This is a genomic window from Pseudomonas sp. Leaf127 (assembly GCF_001423155.1).
Lineage (GTDB): Bacteria > Pseudomonadota > Gammaproteobacteria > Pseudomonadales > Pseudomonadaceae > Aquipseudomonas > Aquipseudomonas ovata.
This window is the reverse complement of the sequence record NZ_LMOA01000023.1, coordinates 741,857-765,483: the sequence shown is the minus strand read 5'-3', so window position 1 is coordinate 765,483 and position 23,627 is coordinate 741,857. Positions and strand designations below refer to the sequence as shown.

Genomic DNA, 23,627 nt, shown 5'->3' with positions numbered 1-23,627 from the left:
CACCATGAAAACTCAAAACGACGCTCAGCCGTCAACGGGATCGGCTTGCCCAAAGAAAGCCCACACCCCCGACCTCATCAACCAGCCAGGGATGGCAACCATGAGCGACGCCACAACCGCACTCACCTTCGACCGCTTGCCCAACCTCTCCCCTCGCCCCGAAAACGCCGCCGATCACACCGGCAAACGGCGTGGTCGCATGACCGCGATTGCCTGGTGCCGTCCAAGCCGTTCGGGCAAAGGCACGGTCTGGGTGTGCCGCTGCGATTGCGGGCTGTTCGAATATCGCCGGCCAGGCACTTGGGCCAGCAAGCCGTTCCCCGAGGACAGGTGTCGCACCTGCCTGCATACGGGGCCTAACGCCAGTGACACCGCACCGGTGCGTTTGCAGCGGTGGGTTGATGGGCTTCGTCGTCTTGGGCTGACCGAGGCGGAAATTGTCCGGGTTCAGGCCTTGGGGACAAAAGTGGAAACCCGAGACAAGACGGCGACGCAGATACGTGCGCAGATCTCGTAGGAGCCCGCTCTGCCGGCGACCGGCTGCGCCAGCAGTCGTAAATGTGTGGCGTTTCGCAGATCTTGCGAGCACTACGCACTCGGTCGCGATGGTCCGGCATTCCGGCATTCCGGCATTCCGGCATTCCGGCAAGCGTGCTCCTTCGATCCTTTTTGCTGCGCGACAGCGTACCGCCTTGCGGCGGTACCAAGGCCATGATTATCGGCGGCTTGACCTCAAGTCCACTTGAACCCGCACAGTGACTCATCGCCCTTTGAAACGGCCAGGAGTCGCCCATGCAAACCCCCTCATCTCGCTTGCAGAACACCCTGCTGATCGCTGCACTGGCCGGCTCGATCATGCTGGCGGCGCTGGGCATCAGTATCGCTACCGTGGCGCTGCCCAGCCTGGCCAGGGCCTTTTCGACAGACGTGCAGGCGCTGCAGTGGGTGGTGTTGTCCTACCTGCTGACGGTCACGGCGGCCATCGTGGTGGTCGCGCGCCTGGGTGATGTCTATGGCAACCACCGTGTGCTCGTCGTTGGCGTTGCGCTGTTTACCCTGGCCTCTGCCAGTTGCGCATTGGCCCCTGGCTTGGGCTGGCTGATCACGGGCCGTGTGGTGCAGGGCCTGGGGGCGGCGATTCTGATGTCGTTGCCGCTGTCCATGGCCAAGGCGTTGGTGGCCAAAGAGCGGTTGGGTGCGGCGATGGGGTTGCTTGGCACCCTGTCCGCCGTAGGAACGGCATTGGGGCCGGCGCTGGGCGGCGCACTGGTCGGTGTGTATGGCTGGCGTTCTGTGTTCACGCTGTTGACCTTGTGTGGCGCCGGCCTGCTGGCACTGCTCCTGAGCGGCCTGCTCAAGGCCGAAAGCACCGGTCCTTCTGCCAGCCGTATCGATTGGGCGGGCAGCTTCTGGCTGTCGACGGCGCTGGCCGGCCTGGGGCTGTCTGCGGCCGGTGGGCAGCTGGGTGTGAGGGTTCAGCCCTGGATGCTGATGACGCTGGCCGCCGTGGCGCTGCTGATGTTCATCCGCACCGAACTGACCGTCGCCAACCCGCTTGTTCCCGTGGCCTTGGTGCGTGGCCGCGTGATCGCCCTTTCACTGTCGATGAACCTGCTGGTGGGAATGCTCATGATGGCCACGCTGGTGGTCGGCCCGTTTTTCCTGTCGTTCGGGCTTGGCCTGAGCGATGCTGAAACCGGCCTGGTGATGGCCGCAGGGCCGATCGCCGCGGCGCTGTCAGGCGTGCCGGCGGGGCGGGCCGTGGATCGCTTTGGCGCAGACCGGGCATTGATGGCCGGCCTGCTGCTCACCCTCGTGGGCCTGGCCGCCTTTGCCACGCTGGCGCCCCTGGCCGGTGTCCGGGGCTACGTGATGGCCTTGTTGTTGATGACCCCGGGCTTTCAACTGTTCCTGGCTGCCAACAACACCGTGGTGATGGTCCAGGCCGACCCTGAGCACCGGGGCCTGTTGGCCGGGCTGCTGGGGTTGTCGCGCAATCTCGGGCTCATTGCAGGCGCCTCCCTGCCGCCCCTGCTGTTTGCCTCGGTGCTGGGCCAGCATGGCCTGGCCGAGAGTCCGGCACCGGTCATCGGCCACGCGTTCCGTGTAACCTTCATGGCCGCAGCGGGCCTGGCGGTGCTGGCCCTGCTGCTTGCCGCGCTGAAGAAAGCCTGACGAAGCAGGCCTTACGCCTGACGACTGGTACTGCGCGCATAGGCGGCCAGCACCGTGCGCTCCGACTGCACCAGATATGCCTCAAGCATGGCAGCCGCGTCCTCTGCACGGCCCTCTTCAACGCACGCGAGAATCGCAGCGTTCATGTCGAGAAACGGCAGGTGGATGAATTGCGGGTCATCGAGCAAGCCAAAGGCCAGGCGCAGCTCGGCCGAGATCTGCTGGTAAAACATCACCAGCCGTGGACTGTCCGCGAGTTCGACAATGGACTTGTGGAAGATCATGTTGGCCGTGCCGACCGCTACCCAGTCCTTGGCTTCACGGGCACGCTGGCCCAGCTCGACGGCCTGGCGCATGTGCAGCGCGCCAGGGTGCTGGGGATACCCCTGGCCTATCGCCTTGCACTCGATGAAACGGCGGACCCTGTAGATGTCGATGATCGACGCCATGTCGGGCTCGATGACGGTGACGCCGCGGTTGGGTTCATGCTTGAGCAGGCCTTCGCGCGTCAGCACCCGGAACGCCTCTCGCAAGGTATTGCGCGAGATCTCCAGGCTTTCGGCCAAGGCGGCCTCCGACAAGCGCTGGCCAGGCGCGAGTTCGCCTTCGACCAGCATTCGGCGAATCTCCTGGGTGATGGTCTCGCCCAGGGTGCGGGGAGGGGGCGGCGCGTGGTCGTTCATGAAGGTTCCCGAGGGCGAAGAGGCGGCGATATTCCACCAGAGCCTGGTCTGGGGGACAAGAAAGAAGCGCAGGGTGCTTCAATAAGTAGCATCACAGGGTATCTGAGTAACAATCTGGTGCACATTAACCCATACATCAATCATCATTGTTGAACAATAAAACCATCTGGAATCAACAACCGAGCGCATTTAGCCCTATATGGCACAGTGATTGCGTTACACCCTGCAGACCCTATCCAGACGCGAGGAGTGTTCCATGCAAGCCCAGACCACCAGTGAGTTCGTCCAGTCACGCCGCTCCTCCTTAATCGGGGCCATCTTTCTGATGGCCACCTCGGCCATCGGCCCGGGCTTCATCACCCAGACCGCCACATTCACCACCACCATGGGCGCTGCGTTCGCATTCGGCATCCTGGCGTCGATCCTGATCGACTTCGTGGTGCAACTGAATGTCTGGCGCATCGTCAGCCTGACCCGCATGCGCGCTTCCGATCTGGCCAACGCGGCCATTCCCGGCAGCGGCTACCTGCTGGCGGTGCTGGTGATCTTCGGTGGCCTGGTCTTCAACGTCGGTAATATTGCCGGGGCCGGCATGGGGCTCAACGCCTTGTTGGGGCTCGATCCGAAATGGGGCGGAGCCTTGAGCGCCCTGGCCGGCATCGGCATCTTCCTTTCGCACCGGGCCGGGCTGGCCGTCGATCGCATGATCGTGGTGCTGGGCCTGCTGATGATCGGGCTTACCGTGTTCGTCGCCTACGCTTCCAATCCGCCGCTCGGCGAGGCGTTGCGCCAGACGGTATGGCCTGACCAGATCAACTTCGCCACCATCACCACCATCGTTGGCGGCACGGTCGGCGGCTACATCACCTATGCCGGCGCCCACCGCCTGCTGGATCGCGGCCTGGTCGGCGAAGAACATATGAAAGAGGTCACGCGTGCAGCACTGAGCGGCATTCTGGTCACCGGCATCATGCGCTACGTCTTGTTCCTGGCGATTCTGGGCGTGGTGGCCAGCGGCGTGGTCATTGACCTGTCGGGCAAGGGCGCCAACCCGGCCGCCCAGGCGTTCCAGGCGGCGGCAGGACAATTCGGCTTGCGCGCCTTCGGCCTGATCCTGTGGGCGGCGGCCATCACCAGCGTGATCGGCGCGGCGTACACCTCGATGTCGTTCATCACCGTGTTCCGCCCGTCCCTGGATGAGCGCAGTCGCAACCGGGCAACCGTAGTGTTCATCACCCTGTCGCTGCTGATCTACCTCTCGCTCGGCACTGCCCCGGCGGCGCTGCTGGTGTTTGCCGGCGGCTTCAATGGCCTGATCCTGCCGCTCGGCCTGAGCATCTTTGTCTATGTGGGCTGGCGCCGGGCCGACCTCATGAATAACTACCACTACCCACGCTGGCTGCTGGTGCTGGGCGCCATTACCTGTGCCCTGACCTGGTACATGGCGGCCAAATCGGTCGGTCCGATCTTCGCCTTTCTCAACGTGGTCTGACTGCCAATTCTGGCTGTCTCAAGCGACGCTCACGGCCACAACCCTGCCGCGTTCGAGATGGCCTGTAAACCGCGTCTGGCACCCCAGGCGCCATGCCCTTGCAACCGCTACCGGAGATCCCTCATGAATGCTTTCGAACGCGCCCGTCAAGCGGCCATTGCTGCGGCACAGGAGGCGCGCACGGCCTACCGCGACGGTCTGGTCACGCCTACCGCCGGCATCGCGCCAGGCATGACCCAGGCCAACCTGATCGCCCTGCCGCGCGACTGGGCCTATGATTTTCTGCTTTACGCCCAACGCAACCCCAAGGCCTGCCCGATCCTCGACGTCACCGATGCCGGCAGTCCGCACACGGTGCTGGCCGAGGGCGCCGACCTGCGCACCGACATTCCCCTGTACCGCGTCTGGCGTGATGGCAAATTGGCGGAGGAAGTCACCGACGCCACCCGGGCCTGGGCCGAACACGACGACATGGTGGCTTTTCTGATTGGCTGCAGTTTCACCTTCGAGACGGCGTTGCAGGAAGCCGGCATCGAAGTGCGGCATATTGCTGATGGCAGCAACGTGCCGATGTACCGCACCAACCGTGCCTGTCGTCCGGCCGGTCGCCTGCAAGGCGAAATGGTGGTGTCGATGCGCCCGATCCCGGCTCATCGTGTGGCCGAGGCCAGTGGTATTTCCGGACGCTACCCGTCGGTGCATGGCGCGCCCGTGCACATCGGTGAACCCGAATTGCTGGGCATCCAGGACCTGAGCCGCCCCGACTACGGCGACGCGGTGCGCATCGAACCCGGTGAAGTGCCGGTGTTCTGGGCCTGTGGCGTAACGCCGCAAGCCGCGGTCGCCGCCTCCGGGGTGCCGTTTGCCATCACCCATGCACCCGGCTATATGTTTATCACTGATGTGCCTGACAGCACCTATCACGTCTAGGGCTCCTTTAGAGGCCTTGCATGCGCTTTCTGACGCTCAGCCTGAAAGCGCCTGTGCGTCTCAACGCTGCACCCCACCACCGAACGGCCACACAGGACTGTGAACTGCATGCCAACCCCTCGCCACGCCATCGAAAACTACATCCTGGGCAAGGATGGAAACCGCCCCGACCTCTTGCGCCAGGCGTTCACGCCTGAGGCCCGCGTGGAAATGGTTGTTCGTACGGACGCCATTTCATTCCCCGCTCACCTTGAAGACCGAGCAGCCATTGCCGAGACACTGGTGCGCCGCTTCAACCAGACGTACGAAAACATCTACACCTTCTGCGTCGGTGAGCCGCCTGTGGCAGACGCGCCGGCCCATACCTGCAAATGGTTCGTGGGCATGTCGGACAAGCAAACGGGTGAAGTGCGCGTGGGGTGCGGTGAATACCACTGGCAGTTTGATCCACGGTCGGAGCATGTGACTCACCTGACGATCCAGATCGAAACCATGCAGGTCATCCCGGCCGCAGAACTGGCGCCTGTGATGGACTGGTTGCAAGGGCTGAGCTACCCCTGGTGCCCGGCCACGCAGGCCACCAGGCAGGCCCCGCCACTGCCCGCCCTCGCCGCCGTCATCGAGTACCTGCAACCCCCCACCCCACCCCGCTGATTGACCGGCTTTGGCATTCACCGCCAGGTAGGAGCGCGCTTGCCCGCGACCGGCTGCGTTAGCAGTCGTAAATTTGTGGCGTTTCATAGATCCCTGACGGGTTAACAATCGTAAATCTGTGGCGTTTCGCAGATTTTGCGAGCGCTGCGCACTCGGTCGCGGGCAAGCGCGCTCCTACACCGCCCCCTTGTGTGCTGTGTAATGATGGCTGGTTCCTCAGCCCTCCCCAGCCCTGCTCACCTCTCATCAAACACAAATAATCCACTGGCGTTACTGGCCATAGCGTTCAACGCCAGGTAGGAGCGCGCTTGCCGGGATGCCGGACCACCGCGACCGAGTGCGTAGCGCTCGCAAAATCTCCAAAACGCTGAAAATCTGCAGCTAATGACCGAAAAATTTGTGAAACGCTGCAAATTTACGACTGCTGACGCAGCCGGTCGCGGGCAAGCGCGCTCCTACACCCCTGTGTGCTGTGTGATACCGGGCCGCCCCTCCGAATTTAGATTTTGGTCATAATCAAAACCATTGACAGTTTAGATTTTGAACATCATCCTAATTCAACGCGCTCACACCCCCCTCCATCTGGCGCAGCCGTCTTTCACCCACTGGCATGGAAACACCCCCCTCATGACCGACCGGAATCTGTTTACCCCCTACACCCTTGGCGCCCTGACGCTGTCCAACCGCGCGGTCCTGGCCCCGCTGACACGCAACCGGGCCGGCGCAGGCTTTGTCCCCAGCGAGTTCGCCGCCACCTATTACAGCCAGCGCGCCTCGGCCGGGCTGTTGATTGCCGAGGCCACGCAAGTGTCGCAGCAGGGCCAGGGCTATCAGGACACACCGGGCATCTACACCCAGGCACAGATCGAGGGCTGGCGCGCAGTTACCGAGGCGGTGCATGCCCAGGGCGGGCGGATTTTCCTGCAGCTGTGGCACGTGGGCCGGGTTTCGCATGTCGACCTGCAGCCCGGAGGCGCTGCCCCCGTTGCCCCCTCGGCCCTGCCGGCGGCGACCAAGGTGTTCGTCAACAACACCTTCGTGGATGCCTCGGCCCCTCGGGCGCTGGACATTGATGAGTTACCTGGCCTCGTCAACGATTTCCGCCAGGCCGCCGCCAACGCCATGGCCGCCGGGTTCGATGGTGTCGAGGTCCACGGTGCCAACGGTTACCTGCTGGAGCAGTTCATCAAGGACGGCGCCAATGTGCGCACCGACGCCTATGGCGGTTCGGTTGCAAACCGCGCCCGCCTATTGCTGGAAGTGACAGCCGCTGTCGTGGCCGAGATCGGTGCCGAGCGTACCGGCGTGCGTATCTCGCCCGTCTCGCCGGCCAACGGTATTTCCAGCCACGAGCCGCAAGCGCAATACGACTACCTCGTCGACCAGCTCAATACCCTGGGCATCGTCTATCTGCATGTGGTCGAAGGCGCGACCGGCGGCCCACGCGATGTGGCGCCTTTCGATTTCGATGCGCTGCGCCAGCGTTTCAAGGGCACCTACCTGGCCAACAACGGTTATGACCTGAACCTGGCCAACGCCCGCCTGCGCGATAACCAGACCGACCTGGTCGCATTCGGGCGGCCGTTCATTGCCAACCCGGACCTGGTAGCACGCCTGCAAGCCGGCGCACCGCTGGCAGATTTCAACCCCGCCACCCTGTATGGCGGCGGCGCAGAGGGGTACATCGACTACCCGGCGCTGGCCCACACCGATGCCCGCCAAGGCTAAGCCGCCCGCCTCCCACACTGACCCATCTTTTCTCAAGAGAACGACCTCATGACTGCTCGCCCTGCTGTTCTGATTACCGGCGCCTCCATCGGCATTGGCGCCACCTACGCCGCACGCTTTGCCCAGCGCGGTCACGATCTGGTGCTGGTTGCCCGCGACCAGGCCAAACTGGACGCCCTGGCCACCCGCTTGCGCGACGAGCACAAGGTGAACGTCGATGTACTGCAGGCCGACCTCACCCAGTCAGGCGACCTGGCGGCTGTCGAAACGCGCCTGCGTGAAGACCTCCGCATCGGCATCCTGATCAACAATGCCGGTGCGGCCCAGTCCGGTACGTTCATCGAGCAGAGCACCGAGAGCATCGCGCAGCTGGTTGCGCTCAACACCACGGCCCTGGTGCGCCTGGCCAGCGCCGTTGCGCCGCGCCTGGTACAGGCCGGTGAAGGTGCGATCATCAATATCGGTTCGGTGGTGGGCCTGGCACCCGAGTTCGGCATGTCGGTGTACGGCGCGACCAAGGCATTCGTGCTGTTCCTGTCCCAGGGACTGAGCCTGGAACTGGCCCCCAAAGGCGTCTATGTGCAAGCGGTGCTGCCGGCAGCCACGCGCACCGCCATCTGGGAACGGGGCGGTTACGACATCAACACCATTGCCGAGATCATGGAAGTCGACGACCTGGTCGATGCCGCGCTGGTCGGTTTCGATCGCCGGGAAACGGTGACCATTCCGCCCTTGCAGGACGCCGCTCGCTGGGAAGCCTTGCAGGGCGCCCGCCAGGCCTTGCTCGGTGACATCCGCCAGGCCGAGGTGGCCGAGCGTTATCGGGCCTGACACCGGCCTGGCCTGCCCGCCACCCACTCCGCCCCTTGGCAACCAGGACCGCTCCCCATGAAAGCCTTTTCAATCGATCGCTATGGCAAGCACAGCGGCAGTTTCAATGAGGTGCCCGAGCCTGCGGTGGGACCGCACGATGTGCTGGTTCAGGTGCATGCCGCCAGCGTCAACCTGCTGGACGCGAAGATTCGCACCGGCGAGTTCAAGTTGATCCTGCCGTATGCATTGCCGCAGGCTCTGGGCAACGACCTGGCCGGGGTGGTGGTGGACACGGGCCCGGCCGTGCAGCGCTTCAAACCGGGCGATGAAGTCTACGCACGCCCACCGCAAGACCGCATCGGCACGTTCGCCGAACGGATCGCGGTGCATGAACAGGCGCTGGCGCTGAAACCGCACAACCTCGACATGGTGCAGGCGGCGTCCTTGCCCTTGGTGGCGCTGACCGCCTGGCAGGTGCTGGTGGAAACCGCGCGCCTGAAGAAAGGCCAGAAAGTGTTGATTCATGCCGGTTCAGGCGGCGTCGGCACGGTGGCCATCCAGTTGGCCAAGCACCTGGGCGCCTTTGTCGCAACCACTACCAGCACCGCCAATGTCGAGTGGGTCAAGGCACTGGGGGCGGACGTGGTCATTGACTACACCCAGCAGGATTTTGCCCACGTGCTCAGTGGTTATGACGTGGTGCTCAACAGCCTGGACAGCAAGGTGCTTGAGCAATCGCTCAGCGTGCTCAAGCCCGGCGGCCAGTTGATCTCCATTTCGGGGCCGCCCACCCCGGCGTTTGCCCAGGCACAAGGGTTGTCCTGGGGGCTGCAGCAGGCCATGCGCCTGTTGAGTTTCGGCATCCGCCGCAAGGCCCGTAAAAAGGGCGTGCACTATGCCTTTGTGTTCATGCGGGCCGATGGCGCGCAATTGCGCGAAATCACCGCATTGGTCGAGTCCGGTGTGATCAGGCCGGTCATCGACCGCACCTTCCCCTTCGCCGCCACGGCCGACGCCTTGCGCCTGGTCGAGCAAGGCCGCGCCAAGGGCAAGGTCGTCGTCACGCTCATGTGACGAGCCGCCTGGCGCGCGCCTGGCCGGTCTCTACCGACCAGGCGCGTCTCTTTTCCAGCACTGCATCACAAACCTTCTACGCGCCTGATTGGCAAGTTCGCGGGCAACGGGCACAATGCCATTTGTTCGCAAATGTGTCTGTTCTGTACACATTACGCTGCCCATTTTGTCCGTCAGGGAAGGCTGGACCATGTCTTTCAGGCATCTCGTTTTGATTGGCAACCGCACGGCCGGCCTCTACGCCTGTGCCGCCTCGACGCACACCCGGTGTGTCGAGCCCGACCTGTCATTGCTTTCCCCCCGCGACTTTCCTACCGAATACGGCTGACGCCAGCACGTCATCAAGGCGTAGCCCGCGCCTGACACGCTGTGTCACCGAAAAAAACCAACGCCATCACTTTTTCATGCAAGGGAACGGACGTGTCTCTCAACTATACGGATGCACTCGGCAATATCTGGTTCATCGACAGCAACGGCAACCTTAATGATGCCCGAGGCAAGTACCTGCCTGGCAGCACGTCCACCCAGGATGCCCTGGATAACACCTCGTTGTCGGTGTACGTCGCAGGCTCCAGCAGCACCACCTACCTGAACTGGGCGACAGCGACGGCGGGCACCAACACCCACAGCGTGACCGGTGCCAATACCTCGGCGGGCATTTCGGTGGAGCGCAAGACGTTCGTGGCCGATGGCTACGTGCGCATGCTGGAAATCGTGACCAACACCGGCACCACGGCCAAGGCCGTGAAGATCGACCTCAAGGACGATCTCTACTACGACAGCAGCACCAAGACCCTGGCGACCTCCAGCGGCGACACCACACGCACCGCCGCCGATGACTGGGCGGCCTATGGCAGCGCCTCCAATACCAGCTACCCGACACTGACCCATATCGTTTCGGGCGGCGCCGGTTCCCCTGGTGCTGTCAGCTCCACGTCCGCAGACCAGCAAGTGACTTCATACAACCTGAACCTGGCGGCCGGCCAGACCCAGGTGATCATGCATTTCTATGCGTTGTCCGGCGACACCGCGGCGGCCAAGACAATCGGCAACTCGCTGGCCAACCTGAGCAACAATGCCTACCTCACCGGCGTGACGGCAGCCGAACTGAACGGGCTGGTCAACTTCACCAAGGACATCAGCGCGGCCGCCACCACCACCCTGCCCAGCTACGGCCTGAACCTGACCCTGACCGGCACCGCTGCCATCAACGGCACCGGCAATGCGCGCGACAACCTGATCACAGGCAACAGCGCGGCCAACAAGCTGTTCGGCATGGCCGGCAACGACACCCTCAACGGTGGCGCCGGCAATGACACCATGGCCGGTGGCGTCGGCAACGACACCTACCACGTCAACGCGGCGGGCGATGTGATCACCGAGAATGCCAACGAAGGCACCGACACGGTCATTTCCAGCATCAGTTACTCCATTGCCGCCCAGCCTTACCTGGAAAACATCACCCTGACCGGCACCGCCGCCGGGCTGACGGCCACCGGCAACACCGCCAACAACGTGCTCAATGGCAGCACCCACGCTGGCGCCAACACGCTCATCGGCGGGCTGGGCAACGACACCTACATCGTCGGGGCCGGCGATGTGATCACCGAAAAGGTCAACGAAGGCACCGACACCGTACAGGCCAACGTGTCCTGGACCCTGGCGGCCAACCTGGAAAACCTGGTGCTGACCGGGGCCGGCAATATCAACGGTACGGGCAATACCGGCGCCAACAAGCTGACCGGCAATGCCGGCAAGAACCTCCTGAACGGCGGCGCAGGCAACGACACCCTGGACGGCGGCGCCGGTGCCGACAGCCTCAATGGCGGCGACGGCAACGACAGCTATTATGTCGACCAGGCTGGCGATGTGGTCACCGAAACCAATGCTGTGCTTGCCACCGGTGGCACCGACACGGTCTACGCCAGCCTCAACTACACGCTGGGCAATAACGTCGAGAACCTGGTGTTGCAAGGCACCGCCTACAAAGGCATCGGCAATGCACTGGCCAACAAGCTGACCGGCAATGCGTCCGATAACTGGCTGGACGGCGGCGCCGGTGCCGACACCATGGCCGGTGGCGCCGGCAACGACACCTATGTGCTGGCGGCCGGTGACGTGATCAGCGAGGCCGCCGGCGGCGGCGTCGACACCGTGCGCACGGCCCTGTCGGGCCACACGCTGGGCGCCAACATTGAAAACGGCGTCATGCTTGGCAGTGCCGCCGGCATGACCGGCAACGCCCTGGCCAACCGTATTGTCGGCAACATGGCCAACAACACGATTTCCGGCGCAGCCGGCGACGACACCCTGCTCGGTGGTGGTGGCAACGACAGTCTGGTCGGCGGCGATGGCAACGACCTGCTGGTGGGCGACAGCGGCAGCGCCGAGAACGCTATCAGCTCCGGCGAAGCCATCGTCGATGGCCAGGTCGTGGCGCTGACCATTTCCGCCCCCGAACAAGCCAACGGCACGGTCAAGATCACCGGCAACATCAGCGGCGTAAGCCTGGGCAACACCGGCGTCAACATTGTCTATGTGGTCGACCACTCCGGCAGCATGACCAGCACCTTCCAGGGCACCACCGATGTCGGCGACCTGAACGGCGACAACTACAGCAACTCGGTGCTCGATGCCGCCATTGCCTCGGTCAAGAAGCTCAATGACACCATCATTGCCAGCGGCCTGGGCGGCCAGGCCAACGTCTCGCTGATCCAGTTCGATGACACCGCCGAGGTGCTCTACAACGGTAACCCGGGCACCGACAACAATGCCAACGGCCGGGTCGACCTGTACGACCAGCTGCTGCAACTCAAGGCCGGCGGCGGCACGGCCTACAACGCGGCCCTGCAACAGACCCAGAGCTACCTGTCGTCGCTGGGTTCGGGAAAAAACATCGTGTTTTTCCTGTCCGATGGCGCACCGACCGATGGCACCAGCTACATCGACACCGCTAACCTGATTCGTCAGCTGGGCACCGACGGCACCTCGATCCGCGCCATCGGCATGGGCGACGGCGCCTCGGAAAACCCGCTCGACCTGCTCGATGACGGCATCGACAACAATTCGGCGATCATCGTCACCAACCCCGAAGACCTCGACACCACCTTGCTCAACACCTCGGTGCTGGCACTGGCCGACGGCGCCTGGGTCGAGGTGTACCGCAACGGCACGCTGATCGACCTGATCGGTTCCGACAGCTTCACCATAACGCCACTGGGCCTGCGCTTCGAATCGGCGGCCATTACCCTCGGCGCCAGCGGCACCGACCAGATCACCGCCAAGCTGATGACCATGTCGTCGACCGGCACCATGGTCAGCGCCTCGCTGCCGATCAATATCAGCAGCTTTGTCTCCAACGACACCCTGGTGGGCGGCGCGGGCAACGACACGCTGGATGGCGGCAGCGGCAACGACTCGATGGTGGGCGGTACGGGCGACGACGTGTACCTGGTCAATGGCGCAGGCGACCGCGTGGTGGAAAATGCCGGCGAAGGCACCGACATCGTGCGCTCCTCGCTGGCTTCCTACACCCTCACGGCGAACGTCGAACACCTGCAACTGACCGGCGCTGCGCTCAATGGCATCGGTAACGACCTGGCCAACCTCATCACCGGCAACGAGCTCAATAACAGTTTGCTGGGCGCGGCCGGCAATGACTCGCTGGAGGGTGGCGCCGGCAACGACACCCTCAACGGTGGCACCGGCAATGACTCTATGGTCGGCGGCGCTGGCAACGACACCTACTACGTCGACTCCACGTCCGACTATGTTCGCGAAGACTCGAACGCCGGCAACGACACCGTCATCACCACCTTGAACACGTCCCTGGGCGGTTATGTCAGCGGCGTCTCGACCACCGACAGCCTCTATAACATTGAAAACCTGACCCTGCAGGCCGGCGTATCGACAGCCCTCAATGCCGTGGGCAATACCGACAACAACCGCCTGACCGGCAACGAGTTCAATAACGTCCTCTACGGCCTGGCCGGCAACGACACGCTCAATGGCGGGGCCGGCGCCGACGTGCTCAATGGTGGCGACGGCAACGACACCTATTACGTCGACAACGCAGGCGATGTGATCACCGACACCACAGGCGTGGACAGCGTGATTGCCTCACTGAACAACTACACCCTGGCGGCCGGCCTGGAAAACCTGTCGCTGGCCAACCTCGCCACCGTGCTCAAGGGCACCGGCAATGCCTCGGCCAACACCCTGACCGGCAACAACTACAACAACATCCTCGACGGCAAGGCCGGTGCCGATGTCATGAGTGGCGGTGCCGGCAATGACACCTACTACGTCGACAACGCACTGGACAAGGTCGTGGAAACCGCCGGCCAAGGCACTGACCTGGTGTATGCCGCCGTCAGCCACAAACTGGCCAACAACGTCGAGAACCTGATCCTGACCGGCACCCTCGGCACCAGCGGGGCCGGCAACGCCCTGGCCAACACCCTGACCGGCAATGCCGCCGCCAACCGCCTGCTGGGCTGGGAAGGCAACGACATGCTGATCGGCGGCGCCGGCAACGATACGCTCGAAGGCCATACCGGCAATGACACGCTGGTCGGCGGCGCCGGCAAGGACGTGCTGTCGGGCGGGGCAGGCAACGATGTGTTCGACTTCAATTCGTTGTCAGAGATGGGCACCACCAGTGCCACGTGGGACATCATCACCGACTTCGCCAAGGGCGACCGTATCGATTTGTCGACACTCGATGCCAACACCGCGACCACGGCCAACGATGCCTTTATCGGCACGCTGATCGGGTCCACGGCGGCGTTCACCACCGCCGGCCAGCTCAAGCTGGCGGCAGGCGTGCTGTACGGCAACACCGATGCCGACGGCGATGCCGAGTTCGCCATTGCACTCACCGGAATCAACACCCTGGTGGCGGCGGACTTCATCCTGTAACCGGCTGACAGGCCGATTGAAGATGGCTTGTACCGCAAGGTACAGGCCATTTTTTTTGCCCTCACGTGGTCCTACTCACGCCTGATCAAAGGCCCGATTGGCAAGCTCACGAGCAACCGGCACAATGCCATCACCGGCCGACTCCTCTCCTTTGCCGGCCACGCTTTCTCCCCCTTCCGTCCTCCAGGGAATGCTGGACCATGACCATCAATAATGTTGTCTTCATCGATAGCCGCGTCGCCGGCTACGAAACCCTGATTGCCGGCTTCAGCGCCGATACCCGCTGGTACCTGCTCGATGCGCGCCAGGACGGTGTCAACCAGATGCACAAGGGACTGGAAGGCTACGCCGGGCTCGACTCGGTGCAGGTCATCAGCCACGGCGCGGCCGGGGCGTTGTACCTGGGCAGCACCGTGCTCAAGGCCGGCAACCTCGGCCAGTACCAGGCGCCCCTCAAGGCGATCGGCGCCAGCCTGGCCGCCGATGGCGACCTCCTGCTCTACGGGTGCGATGTGGCGCAGGGCGAGGCCGGCGTCAGCTTCGTCAACGCCCTGGCCCACCTCACCGGCGCGGATGTGGCGGCCAGTGATGATCGTTCGGGTGCCCAGGCGGATTCGGTGCTGGAAGTGAAGGCCGGCGTGGTCGAGGCCAAGGGGTACGACCTGTCGTCATTGACGGCAAGCCTTGGGGTACTGGTGGGGACGGCAGGAAACGACACGCTGGAAGGCTCAGTGGGGGATGACACGATTCGGGGGGGAGCCGGCAGCGATACGATTACCGGTAGTGGGGGTAATGACCGGATCGAGGGCGGTGATGAAACCGGCTTGTGGGGCGGGGATTACATTCAGGGCGGACCGGGTAACGACACCATTTTCGGTGGTGCTGGCAATGACCGTCTGGATGGTAATGCCGGGAATGACAGCATTGATGGTGGTGCTGGTGATGACACGTTGTCCGTCTCTGGCGGCCAGGGTAACGACACYTTGCTCGGCGGCAGTGGTAACGATACTTTTTCAGTCTGGCTCTACGACAACGATCGTGCTCAGACCGCTCGCGTATTCGGTGGCGACGGTGACGACAGGATAAAGAGCTACAACGTAAGCCGATGACGTCATGATTGCAACAGGCGGTGCAGGCMGKGAYACCTATGAATTCATATCAGGCAGTAGCGCCTATCGCCTCACCATCACCGACTTCGCCACCGGCGCCGGCGGTGACCTGATCGACGTCAGCACACTGCTCGACCACAGCGCCGCCAACGGCCGCGGCTACCAGGGCGGCAACCCGATGAGCRCCGCCAACGGCTACCTGCGCCTGGTGCAGAACGGCAAGCACACCGAACTCCAGTACGACGAAGATGGYGCGGCCGGCAACCAATACGCTTGGTACACAGCAGTGACGTTCCAGAACGTATTGGCGACCCGATTGACCGCTGACAACTTTAATAACGGCATAAAGCCGGATGGCTCCGCAGTGCCGGGATTAAAAGTGTCAGGTACAAGCAATTCTGAACTGCTTGCCGGAAGCTATTTCAACGACACCCTTGCGGCCGGCAACCAATACGCTTGGTACACAGCAGTGACGTTCCAGAACGTATTGGCGACCCGATTGACCGCTGACAACTTTAATAACGGCATAAAGCCCGATGGCTCCGCAGTGCCGGGMTTAAAAGTGTCAGGTACAAGCAATTCTGAACTGCTTGCCGGAAGCTATTTCAACGACACCCTTCTGGGTGGTGCAGGTAACGATACGATTACCGGCAGTGGGGGTAATGACCGGATAGAAGGCGGTGATGAGACAGACCTGTGGGGTGGTGACTACATCGAAGGAGGATCGGGTAACGACACCATTTTGGGGGGCGCTGGCAGTGACCGCCTGGATGGTAATGCTGGAAATGACAGTATTGATGGTGGTGCTGGTGATGACACGTTGTCCGTCTCTGGCGGCCAGGGTAACGACACCTTGCTCGGCGGCAGTGGTAACGATACTTTTTCAGTCTGGCTCTACGACAACGATCGTGCTCAGACCGCTCGCGTATTCGGTGGCGACGGTGACGACAGGATAAAGAGCTACAACGTAAGNCGGCAGTGGGGGTAATGACCGGATAGAAGGCGGTGATGAGACAGACCTGTGGGGTGGTGACTACATCGAAGGAGGATCGGGTAACGACACCATTTTCGGTGGTGCTGGCAATGACCGTCTGGATGGTAATGCTGGAAATGACAGTATTGATGGTGGTGCTGGTGATGACACGTTGTCCGTCTCTGGCGGCCAGGGTAACGACACTTTGCTCGGCGGCAGTGGTAACGATACTTTTTCAGTCTGGCTCTACGACAACGATCGTGCTCAGACCGCTCGCGTATTCGGTGGCGACGGTGACGACAGGATAAAGAGCTACAACGTAAGCTGGGCTGGAAACGATGACGTCATGATTGCAACAGGCGGTGCAGGCMGKGAYACCTATGAATTCATATCAGGCAGTAGCGCCTATCGCCTCACCATCACCGACTTCGCCACCGGCGCCGGCGGTGACCTGATTCGACAAGTAGAAATANCGATGACGTCATGATTGCAACAGGCGGTGCAGGCCGTGATACCTATGAATTCATATCAGGCAGTAGCGCCTATCGCCTCACCATCACCGACTTCGCCACTGGCGCCGGCGGTGACCTGATCGACGTCAGCACACTGCTCGACCACAGCGCCGCCAACGGCCGCGGCTACCAGGGCGGTAACCCGATGAGCGCCGCCAACGGCTACTTGCGCCTGGTGCAGAACGGCAAGCACACCGAACTCCAGTACGACGAAGACGGGGCTGCTGGCACGAAGTACGCCTGGCACACCGCGATGACCCTGCAAAACGTCCTGGCCACCGCCGTCAACGCCCATAACTTCAACCCTCTGAAAATCGAAGGCACGACCAATGCCGACGTCCTCACCGGCGGCCTGGGCGTGGACGTCCTCGACGGCGGCGCAGGCAATGACACCCTCGACGGCAGCTGGGGCGCGGACTCCATGACCGGCGGCACCGGCAACGACACCTACTACGTCGACAACGCCGGCGATGTGGTCATCGAGAAAGCCGGCGAAGGCACCGACACCGTTCGCTCCACGGCCAGCACTTTTACCTTGTCGGCCAACGTCGAGAGCGGCCGTATCGACACCAGCGCCGCCGCCAACCTCGTTGGCAACAGCCTCAACAATATCCTCAGCGGCTCCAGCGGCAAGAACGTGCTCAATGGCGGGCTGGGCAACGATAACCTGTCAGGTGGCAGCGGCAATGACACCCTGATCGGTGGCGGCGGCAAGGACACGCTGGTAGGCGGTGCCGGCAATGACCTCTTCGACTTCAATGCGGTGACCGACACCGGCCTTGCCAGCATCACGCGGGATGTGATCTCGGACTTTGTGCGTGGCCAGGACAAGATCGACCTGTCGACCCTCGATGCCAATACCGCGACCAGCACCAATGACGCCTTCGACTCGCTGATCACGGGTGCGGCGTTCAGCGGTCGCTTCGCGTCGGTGGGTGATCTGTATTTCGACAACAAGGCGCAGGTGCTCTATGGCAACATCGACGCCGATGCCGAGGCCGAGTTCTCGATCCAACTGGTCGGCGTGACCGCCTTGAGCACGGCCGATCTAATTCTCTGACTGACTTGTACCGGGCCGGGGCCTGTTCGATGCGTTATCTCTTTATCCACCAGAACTTCCCCGGCCAGTTTCGCCACGTCGCCAAGGCGCTGGCCGATGATCCGGACAACCAGGTCATCGCCCTTGGCGAGGCCGCCAACCTTCAGGCACGAAGTGCGTTGCATCCGCGCATTCGCCTGTTGGGCTACCAGCGTGGCGCGGGTGGCCAGAAACAGACTCACCACTATCTGCAAGACTTCGAAGGGCATGTGCGTCGTGGACAGACGGTGGTGCGGCTGCTGCTCAAGCTGCGCGATGAAGAAGGCTGGCAGCCCGATGTCATCGTCGCCCACCCCGGGTGGGGCGAAGGGTTGTTTCTCAAGGATGTCTTTCCCCAGGCGCGCCTGATTCAGTACTTCGAGTACTACTACCACGGCACGGGCGGCGATGTCGGCTTCGACCCGCAATTTCCTGCGACTCTGGACGACCGCCTGCGCGTGCGGCTCAAGAACAGCACGCAGCTGCACAGCCTGGTCGGCTGCGACCAGGGCATTTCGCCCACCGGCTGGCAGCAATCGCGCTACCCGACCGAGCTGCAGCACAAGATCGAGGTGATTCACGAAGGCATCGATACCCAGGTCGTCAGACCCGAGCCGGCGGCCTGGGTCGAGATCAATGGCCAGCGCTTTACGGCAGGCGATGAGGTCGTGACCTACATTGCCCGCAACCTGGAACCCTACCGCGGCTTCCATACCTTCATGCGCAGCCTGCCCGGGCTGCTGGCCCTGCGGCCCGGGGTGCGGGTGATCATTGTCGGTGGCGACCGCGTCAGCTACGGCGAGCGCCTGCCCGAAGGCCAGTCCTGGCGGCAGCGTTACTGCGCCGAGCTACAGGACCAGGTCGACTGGCAGCGAGTATTTTTCGTGGGCCAGGTGCCGTATACCGACTACCTGAAGATCCTCCAGGTCTCGGCGGCGCACGTCTACCTGACCTACCCTTTCGTGCTGTCGTGGTCGATGCTCGAAGCGATGGCCGCCGGCTGCCTGCTGGTGGCCTCCGATACCCCGCCGGTCACGGAAGTCATCGAGCACGCCCACAATGGCCTGCTGGTCGACTTCTTCGACGCCCGGCGCCTGGCCGACACGGTTGCCGCAGCACTGGCCGACCCGGCCCGCTACCAGGCACTGCGCGAGCAGGCGCGCCAGACCATCGTCGAGCGCTACGACCTCAAGCGCGTCTGCCTGCCAAGGATGCTCGACCTGTTGCGCCGCCCCCGCACACCGGACCTGCCATACCACACAACGCCGGCGCCCAGACCGCTACAGGCCCCGTAAGATCGTAGCGCCGCCTTGGCGCGCCAAGGCGGCGCGGTGCCCTACGTCCAGTCCTGCACGCCGGCAAACCACTCGACCAGAAAATCCAGCAACGCCCGCAGCGCCACCGGCATGTGCTTGCGCGAGGCATACACGGCGTGAATACCCAGGCTGGTCGGCTGGCAGTCAGGCAGCAACGCCGCCAGATGCCCGCTGCGGATCAGCGGCGCCACCAGGTAGGCCGGCAGCAAGCCGATGCCGGCATGGTTGAGCACCGCCTGCATCAAGGCCACGGCATCGTTGCTGCTGATCGTGCCACTGACACGCACCGCCAGTGGCTCGCCATCGCGCTCGAAACGCCACAGGGCCGTGTCGTGGTAGGCATGGGTCAGGCAGTTATGCAGCTCCAGGTCTTCAGGCCGGGTTGGTGTGCCGTGCAGCTTGAGGTATTGCGGCGAGGCACAGACATGCGAGTCGCAGCGGGCCAGGCGCCGGGCGATCAGTTGCGGGTCGATCTCGTCGCTGATGCGGATCGCCAGGTCGATGCCCTCCTCGACCAGGTTGACCGTGCGATCGAGCAACTGCAGGTCGACCTTGACCCTCGGATAGCGCACCACGAACGCCGCCACCGCCGCCGTCAACCGGGCCTGGCCGAACGAGGTGCTGGCCGTGACGCGTACCTGCCCGCGTGGCTCATCCTCGGGCCGGGCGACACTGGCCTGGATATCCGCCGCCTGTTCCAGCACGCGCCGGCACTTGGGCAGCACCTCGCTGCCAATGCTGGTCAGCGCCAGCCGGCGCGTGGTGCGGTGCAATACACGCCCGCCCAGCCAGGCCTCCAGATCCTGCAGGCAACGTGAAACCACCGGGCGTGATAACCCGAGCTTTTCAGCCGCCGCCGTCTGGCTGCCACATTCCACCACGGTGACAAACACCTGCATGGCCAACATCCGGTCCATTCATTCGTCCGCTTTTCGCAACAAACATGCCGGGAATCTAGCATTTTTCTTATCGATTCCAGCCACTATCGTCTGCACTCCCCCCTGTATTGGAGTCCGCCATGTCGACGCCCCTGGTTTCCACCCTGCTTGCCAGCCTGGCCCTGAGCCTGAGCGCCAGCGCCCTGGCCGCGCCACCCTTGACCCTGGACGCTTACAATCCGGGCCATGACGCCATTTTTCCGGTGTCCTCGGTGCTGGTCACCGGTGAGCATGAATCCCTGCTGATCGATGCCCAGTTCGGCAAGGGCCAGGCCGAGAAACTGGTGGAGAAGGTGAAACGCAGTGGCAAACCGCTCAAGCGCATCTACATCAGCCACGGCGATCCGGACTATTACTTCGGCCTGGATACGCTGGTCGACGCCTTCCCCGACGTCGAGGTCCTGGCCAGCGCGCCCACCGTCGAGCACATCCAGCACACCATGAAGGACAAGCTGGCCTACTGGGGTCCCAAACTGGGGGCCGATGCACCGCGCCGGCTCATCGTGCCCAAGGTGCTCAAGGGCAATCGCCTTGAGCTCGAAGGCCAGGCGCTGGAAGTCGTCGGCCTGGACGGACCGCAGCCTGATCGCAGCTTCGTGTGGATTCCTTCGCTCAAGGCCGTGGTCGGTGGCGTGGTCCTGGCCAACAATCAGCATGTCTGGATGGCCGACACCCAGAGCGCCCAATCGCATCAGGACTGGCTGGGCACCCTGGCCAGAATCGAAAGCCTCAAGCCCTCGGTCATCGTGCCGGGCCACGCCCTGCCAGGGCCGCGTACCAGCGCCGAGTCACCGGCCTTCACCGCCGACTATATCCGCGCCTTCGACCAGGAAACGGCGCGCAGCAAGGACGCCAAGGCCTTGATCGACGCCATGAAGGTGCGTTACCCAGGCCTGGGCGAAGAGTCCAGCCTGGAACTGAGCGCCAAAGTGGCCAAGGGCGAGATGGCCTGGTAATCATGCCCCACGTACCTGTCGATCAAACCGGCAGCAGGTTCTGAGCACGCCGGGCCTGATCCTTTTCCGGTTGGCGCTGTCCATTAAGCCCGTAGGCCAGCGCCACAAACCTTTGCGGTTATGGCCTACTGTGTTTTCCTCAGCCGACGGTACGCCCACGCATGTTCACAACCCGCCCCGCTTCCATCCCTTCCTGGCTGCGCCCTGTGCTGCGGCCCTTGCTGGACCCGTATCGTCGTTATCGTCATGCCCGGCTGATTCATGCGGCGCGCATTTCGGTCGGCTTGCTGGTGTCGATCCTGCTGACCAGCGGCCTGAACCTGCCCCACGGCGAGTGGGCCTCGGTGACCATGCTGATCGTGATCGGCGGCCTGCAGCACCACGGCAATATCCGCAAGAAGTCGGTCGAGCGCGCCTACGGCACCTTGATTGGCGCAGGCCTGGGGCTGCTGGTGGTGGTGCAGCAGGGCTATCTGGAAATGTCCTTGCTGACCTATTGCCTGATGTCGGTGATGTGCGGTTTCTTCGCCTACCACGCCATCGGCAAGGGTGGCTACACGGCGCTGCTGTCGGCCATCACCCTGTTCGTGGTGGCCGGCCACGGCATCAACCCGATCAGCGACGGCCTGTGGCGTACCGTGGACATCCTGATTGGGATCGTCCTGGCGTTGGCGTTCTCTTTCGCGCTGCCGCTGTACGCCGTGTTTTCCTGGCGCTACAACCTGGCCAGCGGCCTGCGTGATTGCGCCAAGGTCTACGGGCGCATCAGCCAGGACCAGTCGGTGACCGCCGACGAGCACCTGAAACTCGCTGCCAGCCTCAACGCCACCATGCTACAACTGCGCTCGCTGCTGCCGTCAGTGTCCAAGGAAGTGAAGATTTCCATGGTCGAACTGGACACCATCCAGAGCCAGTTCCGCATGTGCCTGAGCCTGAGCCTGCTGGAGATTCTCGCCAACAGCCGCCCGGCCAATCCCGAGCCGGCCCTCAAGGCTGCACTCGACGCCGATTACCGCCAGAACCGCCGACGCCTGCTAGGCATGGCGCGTGCCCTGCAGACAGGCGCCACAGAACACCTCAAGCGCACGTTCGAGCCCGCCGCCGCCACGCCGATTCCGGCCGAGGTAACCGGCTACCGGCTGATGACCCGGCAACTGGCGCAGACGCTGGAACAATTACAGGCCCGGCTGGACAAGACGTCACGGCGCTGGAAGCTGTGACACGCAAAAGTGGAAAATATTTTTTGATTCAATATTGATTCGGAATTTATCTTCCACTACCGTCGATCCCATCTTTGATTCGAACAATAACAAGGACAGGATCACATCATGAAACGAGTCTTGCTCGGTGCCTGCGCGCTGGTCATGTCGATGGCCGCGCACGCAGAGCTGCGGATTGGCGTCACGGTCGGCAACCTCGACAACTACATTTCCTACCTGGTCGGCGCCATGCAGGACCAGGCCAAAAAGTCGCCTGACGGCGTGCGCCTGCAGGTCGAGGACTCGGCCAGCGATGTCGGTCGCCAGCTCAGCCAGGTCGAGAGCTTCATTAACCAGAAGGTCGACGCCATCATCGTCAACCCGGCCGACACCGCCGCCACCCAGCGCATCACCGCCAAGGTCCGTGAGGCCGGCATTGCGCTGGTGTACGTCAACAGCCGTCCCGAGGTCGACACCCTGCCCGAAGGCGTGGTCTTTGTCGGCACCGACGAGCGTGCCATCGGGCGCATGCAGATGCAGTACCTGGCCGAGAAAATGAACGGCAAAGGCAACCTGGCGATCATTCTCGGGCGCCTGGCGCACAGCGACACGCGCAAGCGCACTGATGGCGTCAAGGATGTGCTGGGGCAGTTCCCGGACATCAAGGTGGTCGAGCAACAGAGCGGCGACTGGCAGCGTGACCAGGGCATGAACATCATGAACAGCTGGGTGGTGTCGGGCGAGAAGATCGACGCCGTGGCGTCCAACAACGACGAGATGGGCATCGGTGCGGCCATGGCGCTCAAGTCCGCCGGGCAGTCGAACGTGCTGGTCGGTGGCATCGACGGCACCCCCGACGGCCTGATGGCGATCAAGAGCAAGATGCTCACCGTCAGCGTGTTCCGTGACCCGGTGGCCATGGGCGCCAAGGCCGTCGACACCGCCCTGGCCCTGGTCAACAAACAGCCCATCCAGGGCGATGTCTGGCTACCAACCCAGCTCGTCACCGCCGAAAACTACCAACAGTTCGTACGCCCGTAGGAGCGCGTTTAATCTCCTACCATGCAGCGGCCCTGT

At 63.1% G+C, this 23,627-nt stretch carries 17 protein-coding genes and 2 pseudogenes; 17 read left to right on the top strand and 2 right to left on the bottom strand.

Annotation, left to right across the window (positions count from 1 at the left end; genetic code table 11):
• Positions 1 to 4 precede the first annotated feature (4 nt).
• Both ASF84_RS24440 and ASF84_RS24435 read left to right on the top strand, forming a co-directional pair.
• Entirely contained in the window at positions 5 to 517 is a 513-nt protein-coding gene (locus ASF84_RS24440) for a hypothetical protein (RefSeq protein WP_156684364.1), read from the top strand.
• Between the two features lie 275 nt (positions 518 to 792).
• Positions 793 to 2,175 carry an MFS transporter gene (locus ASF84_RS24435; RefSeq protein ID WP_056841444.1) on the top strand — a complete coding sequence of 461 codons (1,383 nt, stop codon included), beginning with the start codon at positions 793 to 795 and terminating at the stop codon, positions 2,173 to 2,175.
• Positions 2,176 to 2,186: 11 nt separating this feature from the next.
• Here ASF84_RS24435 and ASF84_RS24430 read toward each other — a convergent pair whose 3' ends face one another.
• On the bottom strand, positions 2,187 to 2,792 hold the full coding sequence (locus tag ASF84_RS24430; protein ID WP_056841443.1) for a GntR family transcriptional regulator: 606 nt from the start codon (positions 2,790 to 2,792) through the stop codon (positions 2,187 to 2,189).
• Positions 2,793 to 3,114: 322 nt separating this feature from the next.
• Between ASF84_RS24430 and ASF84_RS24425 the strand changes: the two genes are divergently transcribed.
• The 12 genes and pseudogenes from ASF84_RS24425 to ASF84_RS24370 all read left to right on the top strand — a co-directional run bounded on the left by ASF84_RS24425 (position 3,115) and on the right by ASF84_RS24370 (position 19,436).
• Positions 3,115 to 4,350 (top strand): NRAMP family divalent metal transporter, encoded by a 1,236-nt coding sequence (locus tag ASF84_RS24425; RefSeq protein WP_056841442.1) that lies wholly within the window; start codon positions 3,115 to 3,117, stop codon positions 4,348 to 4,350.
• A gap of 123 nt (positions 4,351 to 4,473) precedes the next feature.
• The gene (locus tag ASF84_RS24420) at positions 4,474 to 5,280 is read left to right on the top strand and encodes a putative hydro-lyase (RefSeq protein ID WP_056841441.1); all 807 of its coding nucleotides are present in this window, start codon (positions 4,474 to 4,476) and stop codon (positions 5,278 to 5,280) included.
• A 108-nt stretch (positions 5,281 to 5,388) separates the two neighbouring features.
• On the top strand, positions 5,389 to 5,934 hold the full coding sequence (locus ASF84_RS24415) for a hypothetical protein (protein ID WP_056841440.1): 546 nt from the start codon (positions 5,389 to 5,391) through the stop codon (positions 5,932 to 5,934).
• A 627-nt stretch (positions 5,935 to 6,561) separates the two neighbouring features.
• Positions 6,562 to 7,662, top strand: coding sequence for an alkene reductase (locus tag ASF84_RS24410; RefSeq protein ID WP_056841439.1), 1,101 nt, complete (start codon positions 6,562 to 6,564; stop codon positions 7,660 to 7,662).
• A gap of 48 nt (positions 7,663 to 7,710) precedes the next feature.
• Positions 7,711 to 8,493 (top strand): SDR family NAD(P)-dependent oxidoreductase, encoded by a 783-nt coding sequence (locus tag ASF84_RS24405; protein ID WP_056841438.1) that lies wholly within the window; start codon positions 7,711 to 7,713, stop codon positions 8,491 to 8,493.
• 57 nt (positions 8,494 to 8,550) lie between these two features.
• Positions 8,551 to 9,549, top strand: coding sequence for an NADP-dependent oxidoreductase (locus ASF84_RS24400; RefSeq protein WP_056841437.1), 999 nt, complete (start codon positions 8,551 to 8,553; stop codon positions 9,547 to 9,549).
• Between the two features lie 420 nt (positions 9,550 to 9,969).
• The gene (locus ASF84_RS29315; RefSeq protein ID WP_056841436.1) at positions 9,970 to 14,469 is read left to right on the top strand and encodes a beta strand repeat-containing protein; all 4,500 of its coding nucleotides are present in this window, start codon (positions 9,970 to 9,972) and stop codon (positions 14,467 to 14,469) included.
• A 200-nt stretch (positions 14,470 to 14,669) separates the two neighbouring features.
• Complete coding sequence (locus ASF84_RS30020; protein WP_056841435.1) at positions 14,670 to 15,578, top strand: DUF4347 domain-containing protein; 909 nt, start codon at positions 14,670 to 14,672, stop codon at positions 15,576 to 15,578.
• A gap of 4 nt (positions 15,579 to 15,582) precedes the next feature.
• Positions 15,583 to 16,550 (top strand): annotated as a pseudogene (locus tag ASF84_RS30360) (calcium-binding protein); the annotation flags it as partial.
• A gap of 23 nt (positions 16,551 to 16,573) precedes the next feature.
• Positions 16,574 to 17,023 (top strand): annotated as a pseudogene (locus ASF84_RS30355) (calcium-binding protein); the annotation flags it as partial.
• Between the two features lie 11 nt (positions 17,024 to 17,034).
• Positions 17,035 to 18,123, top strand: a complete 1,089-nt coding sequence (locus tag ASF84_RS30350) for a calcium-binding protein (RefSeq protein WP_056841432.1) — start codon at positions 17,035 to 17,037, stop codon at positions 18,121 to 18,123.
• A gap of 29 nt (positions 18,124 to 18,152) precedes the next feature.
• Positions 18,153 to 19,436: a glycosyltransferase family 4 protein gene (locus ASF84_RS24370; RefSeq protein WP_056841431.1), complete on the top strand. Its 1,284-nt coding sequence runs from the start codon at positions 18,153 to 18,155 to the stop codon at positions 19,434 to 19,436.
• Positions 19,437 to 19,477: 41 nt separating this feature from the next.
• On the opposite strand, the gene ASF84_RS24365 is transcribed toward ASF84_RS24370, so the two are convergent.
• A complete protein-coding gene (locus ASF84_RS24365) occupies positions 19,478 to 20,374 on the bottom strand; it encodes a LysR family transcriptional regulator (RefSeq protein ID WP_082481800.1) in 897 nt (298 codons plus the stop codon).
• Between the two features lie 101 nt (positions 20,375 to 20,475).
• Between ASF84_RS24365 and ASF84_RS24360 the strand changes: the two genes are divergently transcribed.
• The 3 genes from ASF84_RS24360 (at position 20,476) to ASF84_RS24350 (ending at position 23,591) form a co-directional block, all read left to right on the top strand.
• The gene (locus tag ASF84_RS24360) at positions 20,476 to 21,351 is read left to right on the top strand and encodes an MBL fold metallo-hydrolase (protein ID WP_056841430.1); all 876 of its coding nucleotides are present in this window, start codon (positions 20,476 to 20,478) and stop codon (positions 21,349 to 21,351) included.
• 161 nt (positions 21,352 to 21,512) lie between these two features.
• Positions 21,513 to 22,571, top strand: a complete 1,059-nt coding sequence (locus ASF84_RS24355) for an FUSC family protein (RefSeq protein WP_056841429.1) — start codon at positions 21,513 to 21,515, stop codon at positions 22,569 to 22,571.
• A gap of 108 nt (positions 22,572 to 22,679) precedes the next feature.
• Positions 22,680 to 23,591, top strand: a complete 912-nt coding sequence (locus ASF84_RS24350) for a substrate-binding domain-containing protein (RefSeq protein ID WP_056841428.1) — start codon at positions 22,680 to 22,682, stop codon at positions 23,589 to 23,591.
• Positions 23,592 to 23,627: the final 36 nt, after the last annotated feature.